6 protein-coding genes are annotated in these 11,349 nt (G+C 61.7%); 5 read left to right on the forward strand and 1 reads right to left on the reverse strand.

The window, feature by feature from the left end:
* Nucleotides 1-718: 718 nt before the first annotated feature.
* Nucleotides 719-2,344, reverse strand: coding sequence for a PvdJ/PvdD/PvdP-like protein (locus J5M66_RS05660; protein ID WP_207807360.1), 1,626 nt, complete (start codon nt 2,342-2,344; stop codon nt 719-721).
* Nucleotides 2,345-2,550: 206 nt separating this feature from the next.
* Between J5M66_RS05660 and pvdM the strand changes: the two genes are divergently transcribed.
* From pvdM to J5M66_RS05685, 5 genes are all read left to right on the forward strand, one after another.
* A complete protein-coding gene (pvdM, locus tag J5M66_RS05665; protein WP_207807361.1) occupies nt 2,551-3,915 on the forward strand; it encodes a dipeptidase in 1,365 nt (454 codons plus the stop codon).
* Nucleotides 3,912-5,198: an aminotransferase class V-fold PLP-dependent enzyme gene (locus J5M66_RS05670; RefSeq protein WP_207807362.1), complete on the forward strand. Its 1,287-nt coding sequence runs from the start codon at nt 3,912-3,914 to the stop codon at nt 5,196-5,198. Before pvdM ends, J5M66_RS05670 begins: the two co-directional genes overlap by 4 nt.
* Nucleotides 5,199-5,234: 36 nt before the next feature.
* Nucleotides 5,235-6,122, forward strand: coding sequence for a formylglycine-generating enzyme family protein (locus J5M66_RS05675; protein ID WP_016773898.1), 888 nt, complete (start codon nt 5,235-5,237; stop codon nt 6,120-6,122).
* A 109-nt stretch (nt 6,123-6,231) separates the two neighbouring features.
* Nucleotides 6,232-7,881: a cyclic peptide export ABC transporter gene (locus J5M66_RS05680; protein ID WP_024012358.1), complete on the forward strand. Its 1,650-nt coding sequence runs from the start codon at nt 6,232-6,234 to the stop codon at nt 7,879-7,881.
* Nucleotides 7,882-7,996: 115 nt separating this feature from the next.
* Entirely contained in the window at nt 7,997-10,480 is a 2,484-nt protein-coding gene (locus tag J5M66_RS05685) for a TonB-dependent receptor (protein ID WP_177421669.1), read from the forward strand.
* Nucleotides 10,481-11,349: the final 869 nt, after the last annotated feature.

Consider the following 11,349-nt stretch of genomic DNA (forward strand, 5'->3'; position numbering starts at 1 on the left):
CGGATTGGACCGAAATTTTCCGCACAACCAATGCCCGATGTGGGAGCGAGCCTGCTCGCGAAGAGGTCCTGTCAGGCACTGATGCATCTGAATGAGACACCGCATTCGCGAGCAGGCTCACTCCCACAAATGGAATTCGGTTTGGACCGAAATCTCCGGCACGATCAAGGCTCCCTGTGGGAGCGAGCCTGCTCGCGAAGAGGTCCTGTCAGGCACTGATGCATCTGAATGACACCCCGCATTCGCGAGCAGGCTCGCTCCCACAAATGGAATTCGGATTGGACCGAAATTTTCCGCACAACCAATGCCCATGTGGGAGCGAGCTTGCTCGCGAAGAGGTCCTGTCAGGCACTGATGCATCTGAATGACACACCGCATTCGCGAGCAGGCTCGCTCCCACAAATGGAATTCGGTTTGGACGGAAATCTCCGCCACGAACAAGGCCCGATGTGGGAGCGAGCTTGCTCGCGAAGAGGTCCTGTCAGGCACTGATGCATCTGAATGACACCCCGCATTCGCGAGCAGGCTCACTCCCACAAATGGAATTCGGATTGGACCTGAGTCTCCGCCACGAACAAGGCCCATGTGGGAGCGAGCTTGCTCGCGAAGGGGTCCTGTCAGGCACTGATGCATCTGAATGACACACCGTATTCGCGAGCAGGCTCGCTCCCACAAGTGGATTGCGAACTATTCAGAGAGAGTGTGTGTTTGAACCAATCTAGAGCTGTCGGCCCTTGACCTTCAGGTGCCGCGCATACCAGGGGCGCTGTGGCACTTTGCGGAACAGTTCGGTCATGTTGTCTTCGTCGCCAAAAGTGATACGCAGCGCCAGTTTCATGGTTTCCGGGTCCATCTCCACCGAGCGCCCGACCTGCAGGCCGGGCACGGTGCTGCAGCCGTGGGTGTCGGGGCCGAGCCAGGGGTCGGCGACTTCCACCCAGCGTCCCGGCGCAAACCACGGCACGCCGTTGACTTCCAGACGGCTCACTTCGCCCGGATGAAAACGTTCATGGGCGCGGAACCAGTCTTCCAGGCGATCATCGATCCAGCCGTGAAAGCGCCAGAACACCGGGTTCACGTGGGAGGAAAACGGATCACCGAGAAAGTCGTTTTCCGGCGCATACCAGCGCGCGGCGAAATCCGCCTGATCGCGCGCCATCGGCACCGGAATGTCGTTGGACGGATCGCGCGCCACCGAAGCCCAGCGCATGTGCAGCCAGTCGTGCAGGCCCAGTTCCACTTCGGAACCGAACTGGCCAAGGGTCAATTTCGACAAATAACGCGGGTCGCGGTACTGCGATTCCCAGACCAGGAAATTGCTCTGGAAAGTCTCCGCCGCCTTGATGTCGCTGACCCACTTGGTGTACTCGTCATCGCCCTCGGCCAGCCAGGTTGGCGGCAGTGAATTACCGTCGTGATTGTCGAAATAACGCGCGAAGCCCTGTCGGTCGCGTTCCAGCTCAGGCTGCGGCTGCGGGAACGACGGCCAGGAAGGCAAATCCTGCATCGACCGAGCGATGCCGAGCATGTGCCGGTGCATAAAGAAAAAGTCCACGCCCGAGCCATTGCGATCCTTGCTTGGCCCACGAGCGTCGCGCTCCTTGTCACGCGGCCCGGGCTGCCAGCCGATGCCGCGTAGCGCTTCGCGTTTTTTCTCCGAGAGCTTGTGCCACTTGTCGCGAGTGGCGTGCCAGAGCTGATGGAACAAACGATGTTCGGGCGCCACCAGCCAGGCCAACAGTTGCGGATTAAGCCCGGTGCGTTCACGGGCCTCGGGAAAACGCCGCTTGATAGCGATGAACTGATTGTCCAGCTCGGGCCACGCCAACGGCCGGTCCAGACGCAGCACTTGCCCGGTGAACGTGGCGCTGCCGGCATTGCCGAACGCCGCCCAGACCTCATCCAGTTTGACTTTGAATTCATACACCGGCGGCGCCAGCGGCGCATCGGTGCGCAGCAGGCGCCAATACATCTCGGCGCCGTTGCCCGGTGCCAGATCGCCGATCACTTGATAACGCGCAGGCCCCTCGGCACGCAGATTGGTCCCGGTGTCGAGATAACCACGCAGGCCGCGCCCACGATGGGCAATGTCGAGAAACAGCTCCAGGCCTTGCGCTGGCAAACCATCAAGCCCCGCTGCCGCACCGGTAAAGCGAATGTCCCAGACCCCGCGCAAATTGTCCGCCAGCTGCTGCCCGGCGGTGTCCGCCAGATCGACCGTGGCTTCGCCCGGGGTGATCGGAAACTCCTCGCGGGTCAGTTCACGATGTGCATAAAAAGCGGCAGGCAGCGCGGCGCCCGTAAGTGCCATGCCCGCCATGAACCAGCGTCGAGAGATCGTCATTGCCCTACCTGTGTCAGCCATGAAGCAGGCTTTATCCAAGCTAGAACGTTTGCTCGGCGGGGAAATTTACGCTGCCGGCAAAACATCCATGCGCCGCTGCCGGGCATTTGTAACGCGCGCCTAAATTAGCCCTGCAGCCACTCGTTCTTCCCAGATAGCAAAGGCCCCTGCGCCTGTACCTCGACGGCGAACTGAATGAGATGGCAATGACAAAACCGCGTTGGAAAAAGGCTCTATTCATCGGCCTGCCGCTGGCCCTGGCGATCAGTGCCGGCGCAGGATTTCTGGCCTGGGATTACCTGAACAACCCCGGCTACCCGGTGAAAGTGATGAAACAGGCGAGCGAGTTGCAGGATCGCCTGCTGTCGTTCGACAGCCACATCACCGTGCCGCTGAGTTTCGGCAGCCACGACCACGAAGCCGACAAGGATGGCTCGGGCCAGTTCGACCTCATCAAGGCCAATCGCGGACGCTTGTCCGGTGCGGCGCTGACGGTATTCGGCTGGCCGGAAATGTGGAACGGCCCGAACGCCCCGCACCGTCCCACCGAGGGTTTTGTCGAAGAAGCGCGCAATCAGCAGGAGGTGCGCTACAAGATCATTTCCGGGATCGTCCGCGACTTCCCCAATCAGGCCGGCATCGCCTACACGCCAGATGATTTCCGCCGCCTGCACGGCGAAGGCAAGTTTGCGATTTTCATCAGCATGCTCAACGCCTACCCGCTGGGCAATGACCTGAGCAAACTCGACCTGTGGGCCGGGCGCGGCATGCGCATGTTCGGTTTCAGTTACATCGGCAACAACAGCTGGGCCGACTCGTCGCGGCCGCTACCGTTTTTCAATGATTCGCCCGATGCCCTCAATGGTCTGTCGGATATCGGCAAACAAGCGGTGCAGCGCTTGAACGATCTGGGCGTGATCATCGACGTGTCGCAGATGTCGACCAAGGCCCTCGAGCAAGTCGCCGAACTGAGCCGCACACCGCTGGTGGCCTCGCACTCGGCGCCAAGGGCGGCAGTGGATATCCCGCGCAACCTCAGCGATAAAGAGCTGCAACTGATCAAGAACAGTGGCGGCGTGGTGCAAGTGGTCGCCTTCTCGCAGTACCTGAAACCGCTGACCCAGGGCACGCAGGACAAACTCAATGGGTTGCGTGCGCGCTTCGATCTGCCGCCACTGCCCAACCTCGCCATGGCGCTGATGCCCGGCGATCCGATCATCACCGCCTGGTCGGAGCAGAAGCTCGGCCAGTACGCCAGCGGCCTCTACGCGATCCTCGAAGAAGAACCGAAAGCCACCCTCAAGGACTTCGGCGACGCCATCGATTACACAGTGCGCAAGATCGGTATCGACCACGTCGGCATCGCCTCGGACTTCAACGACGGCGGCGGCATCAAGGGCTGGGAAAACGTCGGCGAGATTCGCAACGTCACCGCCGAACTGCTGCAGCGCGGCTACTCCGAAGCGGATATCGCCAAGCTCTGGGGCGGCAACTTCATGCGCGTCTGGGATCAGGTGCAAAAAGCCGCGAAACCGGCGCTGGCGGCACGCCAGGAGGTGGCCCGGCCATGACCGATCGTCGCACTTTTCTCAAGCAGGCCGGCCTGCTCGCCGCCGCCCTGCCCCTGGGCGCCAGCCTGACTGCACCGGCGGCCATCGCTGCCGCGCCGACTGCGTCGCGGGACAAATGGGCGCAGTTGCGTCAGTTGTTCGATCAGGATCCCCAAGCCATCCACTTCGCCAATTTCCTCGTCACCTCGCACCCCAAACCGGTGCGCGAAGCGATCGAACGCCATCGCGCGGCGCTGGATCTGAATCCGGGTCTGGCGATGGACTGGGATCTGGGCGTCACCGAGAAGCGCGAAGAAAATGTGCGCCACTGGGCCGGCCAGTACCTGCAAGCCAAACCGGCGCAGATCGCCCTGACCGGCAGCACCACCGAAGGCCTGGCGATGATCTACGGCAGTGTGCAGGTGCGCGCGGATCAGGAAATTCTCACCACGGTTCACGAGCACTACTCGACGCGCAACATTCTCGATTTCCGCAGCCGGCGTGACGGCACGCGCGTGCGCAAACTCACCCTGTTCGAAAACCCGCAGAGCATTTCTCTGGATCAGGTGCTCGACACGATCAATCGCAATATCCGCCCCGAGACCCGCGTGCTGGGCATGACCTGGGTGCATTCGGGCAGCGGCGTGAAGCTGCCGATCAGCGAGATTTCGCGGCTGGTCGATGAGCACAACCGTCAGCGCGAGGACCAGGATCGACTGATCTACGTGGTTGATGGCGTGCACGGTTTTGGCGTCGACGACTTGAGTTTCCCGCAGATGAACTGCGACTTTTTCATCGCCGGCACGCACAAGTGGATGTTCGGCCCGCGCGGCACCGGCATCGTCTGCAGCCGCACCGAAGAACTGAAATACGTCAGCCCCAGCGTGCCGACCTTCTCCGAGGCCACGGCCTTCTCGACCATCATGACCCCGGGCGGCTACCACGCCTTCGAGCATCGCTGGGCGCTGGACGAAGCCTTCAAGTTGCACCTGCAGCTGGGCAAAGCCGAGGTGCAGACGCGCATTCATCAGCTCAACAGCTACCTCAAGCAACGCTTGCAGGAGCACCGCAACATCGAATTGGTCACCCCGCTCGCCTCGCAGTTCTCCGCCGGTTTCACCTTCTTCCGGATCAAGGGCCAGGACAGCGATGAAGTAGCTGCCTGGCTGATGCAGAACCGGGTGATCTGCGACGCGGTCAGCCGCGATGTCGGGCCGGTGATTCGCACCGCGCCGGGCTTGCTCAACAGTGAAGCCGAAGTGGATCGCTTCATGGACATCCTCGGCAAAAAGCTGCTTGCCTGATCCTCGACTGCCGTTTTCCTTTCAAAGAGACGACCCATGAAAAAGCCTCACGCGTCACTCCTCTCCAAAGCCCTGCCCGCACTGGCGCTAAGCGCCCTCTGCGCTGCGCTGTTGCCCGGCAGCGCGCTGGCAGCGACCGCGCCTGCTGCGGGCAAAGTGTTCAAGGATTGCAAGGACTGCCCGGAAATGGTCGTGCTGCCGACCGGCAGCTACACCATGGGCACGCCGGATGATGAAGTCGGCCGCCAACCCGACGAAGGCCCGCTGCACACTGTGACGTTCAGCAAACCGTTCGCTATCAGCCGCTCGCAGGTGCTGGTGGGCGAATGGGACGCCTATGTCCGCGAGACCGGCAACAAGCCCTACGACTTCGATGATCGCCCGGGCCGCCGTTGCACCGCCGGCAAGCCGGAATTCAAACAGACGCCCCGCGATCCGGCGGTGTGCATGAACGTCGCCGAAGCCCAGGGCTACATCGACTGGCTGTCGAAAAAGACCGGGCACGCCTATCGCCTGCAAAGCGAATCGATCCGCGAATACGCCGCGCGTGGCGGCAGCACCGGGCCTTTCCCCTTCCCGTTCGATGAGGGCAAGGATTACCAGATTTCCAAGCACGCCAACACCTACGGCGCGGCCGACGGCTACAACTTCACCTCGCCGGCCGGCACCTTCCCGGCCAATGCGTTTGGCGTGTTCGACGCCCACGGCAACGTCTACGAATGGACCGCCGACTGCTACCACCCGGACTACTCCGGCGTGCCCGCCGACGGTCGCCCATGGACCCAGGAAAATTGCGAACGCCAGGTCATGCGCGGCAACGATTGGGGCGAGGCGCCGATCTTCTCGCGCTCGGGCAACCGCAACAGCAGCTGGCCGACCAGCAAGGGCGACTGGCTGGGCTTTCGCGTAGTACGCGACCTCTGACACTGCCCTCGACGAGCGCAGCCACGCCTGCGCTCGGTTAAAGAAACTCCGCGACCATTCGTTTTCCTTAAGTACCGGCACTCCCTCCGCATCGAAGCAGGAATCCTCCATGACCAAGCCTACGCGTGGGGCGATCAACGAATTGTTCGCCCTGCTCAAGCCCTTCCGCCTGATCGTCTCGGCGTCCATCGTGCTCGGCATGCTCGGCGGCCTGAGCGTCACTGTGCTGCTGGCGACCATCAACAACGCCCTGCATTCCGATGACGGCCTGACCCGCACCGTGGTGATGATCTTCGCCGGCCTCTGTGCCCTGGCCCTGCTGACCACGATCCTGTCGGACATCGGCACCAACTACGTCGGCCAGCACATCATCGCCAAACTGCGCAAAGAGCTGGGGGAGAAAGTCCTGTCGGCGCCGATCGACCAGATCGAACGCTATCGCAGCCATCGCCTGATTCCGGTGCTGACCCACGACGTCGACACCATCAGCGACTTCGCCTTCGCCTTCGCGCCCCTGGCGATTTCGATGACCGTGACCCTTGGCTGTCTCGGCTACCTGGCCATGCTGTCGTGGCCGATGTTCCTGATGATGCTGGTGGCCATCGCCATCGGCACCACCATCCAGGCGATTGCGCGGGCCAAGGGCATGCGCGGTTTCTACGCCGCCCGCGATTCCGAAGACGAACTGCAAAAGCATTACAACGCGATCGCCGAAGGCGCCAAGGAACTACGCATTCACCGCCCGCGCCGCCAGCGCATGTTCGTCGCCGGCATCCAGAAAACCGCCGAGAAAATCTGCGACACCCAGATCAGATCGATCAACACCTTCGTCATCGCCAAGTCGTTTGGCTCGATGCTGTTCTTCGTCGTCATCGGCATGGCCCTGGCCCTGCAATCGCTGTGGCCGAGTGCCGACAAAGCGGTGATGAGCGGTTTCGTTCTGGTGCTGCTGTACATGAAGGGGCCGCTGGAGCACCTGATCAGCACCCTGCCGATCATCAGCCGCGCGCAGATTGCCTTCCGCCGCATCGCCGAACTCAGCGAACAGTTCTCCTCCCCGGAGCCGCACCTGTTGCTGCAGGATCAGGGCAGCAAGCCAGCCGCCGTCAACAGCCTGGAACTGCGCAACGTGCGCTACGCCTTCCCGCCCGTCGAAGGCAGCGAACCGTTCCGCCTCGGGCCGGTGAACCTGCGTATCGAACAGGGCGACATTGTGTTTATCGTCGGTGAGAACGGCTGCGGCAAAACCACGCTGATCAAATTGCTCCTGGGCCTGTACGCGCCGACCGAGGGCGAAATTCGCGTTAACGACAAGCCGATCACTGCGGTCAACCGCGACGATTACCGGCAGAACTTCACGACGATCTTCGCCGACTACTACCTGTTCGATGATCTGATTCAGGGCGATCGTGAAGTGCCGCAGGATGCCACCCGCTACCTCGAACGTCTGGAGATCGCGCACAAGGTCAGCGTGCGCGACGGCGCTTTCAGCACCACCGACCTGTCCACCGGTCAGCGCAAACGCCTGGCACTGGTCAACGCCTGGCTCGAAGAGCGGCCGGTGCTGGTGTTCGATGAATGGGCGGCGGATCAGGACCCGACCTTCCGGCGGATCTTCTATACAGAGCTGCTGCCCGACCTCAAGCGTCTGGGCAAGACCATCATCGTGATTTCCCACGACGACCGTTACTTCGACGTCGCCGATCAACTGGTGCGCATGGAGGCCGGCAAGGTCAGAAGCGAACTGCAAACCGCTTGATCGAGGCAGCCGCGACCGGGCCGGAGAAAAAACTTTTCCGGTTTGCCGCGGCTTCCTCGTCTTAATGAGATGAATAAGAACCATTAACAACTATACCTGCCAAGGTCTTAACCTCATGTCCGCATCCCGTTTCATGCTTCGCCCTCTGACTCGAGCCCTGCTGATGCACGGCGCGACCCGCACACGCCTGGCCGGTAGCGGCCTGGGTCTGGCACTGACCCTCGCGGCAGCGCCGTATGTCCAGGCCCAGGAATGGACCCTGAACATTCCGGCCCAACCGCTGGCCCAGGCCCTGCAAACCCTCGGTCAGCAGACCAGCCTGCAAATCGTCTACAGCCCGGAAAGCCTGCAAGGCCTGCGCTCCAGCGCCCTCAACGGCCGCTATCAGGATGACGAGTCGCTCAAGGCCATGCTCAGCGGCACCGGCATTCGCTATCAGCGTGACGGCAACACCGTCACCGTGCTCGGCCCGGCCACCGGCGGCAGCGCGATGGAACTGGCCCCGACCAACGTCAACGCCAACCGCCTCGGCGCCACCACCGAAGGCAGCAACTCCTACACCACCGGCGGCGTGACCATCGGCAAGGGCGTGCACTCGCTCAAGGAAACGCCGCAGTCGGTCACGGTGATGACCCGCAAGATGCTCGACGACCAGAACCTCAACACCATCGAACAGGTGATGGAGAAGACCCCGGGCATCACCGTCTACGACTCGCCAATGGGCGGCAAATATTTCTACTCGCGCGGTTTCCGCATGACCGGCCAGTACCAGTACGACGGCGTGCCGCTGGACATCGGCAGCAGCTACGTGCAGGCGGACAGCTTCAACAGCGACATGGCCATCTATGACCGCGTGGAAATCCTTCGCGGCGCGGCCGGCATGATGAAGGGCGCGGGCGGCACCGCCGGCGGCGTCAACTTCGTGCGCAAGCGCGGCCAGGACACCCCGCACACGCAACTGTCGCTGTCGGCCGGGACCTGGGACAACTATCGCGGCCAGGTCGACACCGGCGGCCCGCTGAACGACGCCGGCACCGTGCGTGGCCGCGCCGTGGTGACCCAGCAGACCCGTCAGTATTTCTACGATGTGGCTGAACGCCGTGATCAGATCTACTACGGCGCCCTGGACTTCGACCTCAGCCCCGACACCACCCTCGGTCTGGGCATGGCCTATGAAGACGTCGACGCCACCCCGTGCTGGGGCGGCCTGCCGCGCTACGCCGACGGCTCCGACCTGCACCTGAAACGCTCCACCTGCCTGAACACCTCGTGGAACAACCAGCGCAGCAAACGCGCCACCTACTTCGCCGACGTCAAACACCAGTTCAACGACGACTGGTCGCTGAAAGTTGCCGGTGTCTACTCGCGCAACACCCAGGACATGGAATATTCCTTCCCGAGCGGCACAGTGCCGTTGGGCGCCACAGCCACCAATACGCTGATGCTCGGCAGTACCTATGACTACGATCAGCGCGACTACGGTTTCGATGCTTACGTCGACGGCAAATTCGACGCTTTCGGCCAGCAGCACGAACTGATCGTCGGCGCCAACGCCAGCCGTTCGCACAAGGACGACTTCTATGCGGTGGCCGCGTTGCCACAGCGCCAGAACGTGTTCAACCCGAACCACAACATCCCGCAGCCGGATGAAAGCTACTACCTGGCCAACGCCTCCCGTGGCGGCCCGGTGGACATGCACATCAAGCAATACGGCGCTTACTCGATCGCCCGCCTCAAACTCGCCGACCCGATGACCCTGGTACTCGGCAGCCGGGTCAGCTGGTACAAATCCGACACCGATTCGGTGCAGTACTTCCGTGGCGAAGGCACCGAGGTCAACACCCAGTCCACCGAAACCGGCCAGGTCACGCCGTTCGCCGGCCTGCTCTACGACCTCAACGACAACCTGACCGCCTACGCCAGCTACACCGACATCTTCACCCCGCAAGGCTCGTACAAAACCATCGACGGCAGCACGCTCAAGCCGCTGATTGGCCAGAGCTACGAATTGGGGATCAAGGGTGAGTGGTACGACGGTCGCTTGAACACCACGTTCAACCTGTTCCGCACCATCCAGAAAGACGCGGCCCAGGATGACCTGCGGTGCGAAGACAGCTCCTGCCAGATCAACTCCGGCAAGGTCCGCGCCCAGGGCTTTGAAGCTGAAGTCAGCGGTGAAGTGATCGACCGCCTGCAATTGCTGGCCGGTTATACCTACACCCAGACCAAAGTACTGGAAGACGCCGATGCTACTCAGGATGGCGCGGTCTACAACTCCTACGTGCCGCGTCACCTGTTGCGCGTCTGGGGTGATTACGCCCTGAGCGGACCGCTGGATCGTGTGACGATTGGTGCGGGTGTCAATGCACAGACGGGCACCTACCGCGTTTCGCCTCTGGGCGGGGACAATGTCGACGGCGCGGGTTATGCGGTCTGGAACGGTCGCATTGGTTATCGGATCGATGACACCTGGTCGGTGGCGTTGAACGGCAATAACCTGTTCGACAAGCGTTATTACGCGACCATTGGTACCGAGGGGTTCGGTAACTTCTATGGGGATCCGCGCAATTTTGTGATGTCGGTGAAGGCTGATTTCTGATTTTTTGATTTGAGCTGTGAGAGAGCCCCGCATTGTGAGATGTGGGGCTTTTTTGTTTTTTGGGATTGGGGGCATATCCATTGCTGCGGGTGTTGCCGCTGGCGGTTTCGCTCTTACAGCGAGTCCCTTTTTCAAACGCCAAAAAGGAACCAAAAGGCTTTGCCCCGGCGTACGGCCCGCTCGCTTGGGCTCGGGGTACCTTCGTTACGGAACCGATCCTGGCGCAGCGTCTACGGTTTGCTTCGCTGCACCTCCAATCGCTGTGTACGACTGCGTCGTACGGTCGCTGCGCTCCCACGCCCGGATCGATCCCGTAACGAAGCCTGCCGAAGGGGCAAAAGATCAAGAGCCGGATCAAAAGCCAAAGCCAGATCAAAAGATCGCAGCCTTCGGCGGCTCCTACAGTTGGATCGCGTGAATTCGATAGGAATTGGTTGCCTCGCAGATCGCCATCGCGAGCAGGCTCGCTCCCACAAAAGCAAAAGCAAGGCAGCGCAGCTGCCCGCGGCGAAGCCGCCCCACTCAACAATGAGCGCAAGCTCGAGTGCTTTTGATCTTGATCCACCGGCGACGTCGGAAGGCTGAGTGGAGGGATTGATCCGGGGGTGGGAGCGCAGCGACCGTCTGGCGCAGCCAGACACAGCGGAAGGAGGTGCAGCGAAGCAAACCGTAGCCGCTGCGCCCGGATCAGTCCCGCAGCGAAGGAACCCGAGCCTGCGAGGGCCGAACGCAGAAGCTAGCGTTTTTTGCTTACTTTTTTAGGCGCTTGTAAAAAAGTAAGTCGCCGTCAGGCGAAACCGCCAGCAGCCGCTACCAAAGCAACGGATATTCACCCAATCTCAAGAGCCCGCGCAAGCGCCCCACCCACC

Source organism: Pseudomonas sp. 67(2021) (assembly GCF_017491835.1).
Lineage (GTDB): Bacteria > Pseudomonadota > Gammaproteobacteria > Pseudomonadales > Pseudomonadaceae > Aquipseudomonas > Aquipseudomonas atacamensis.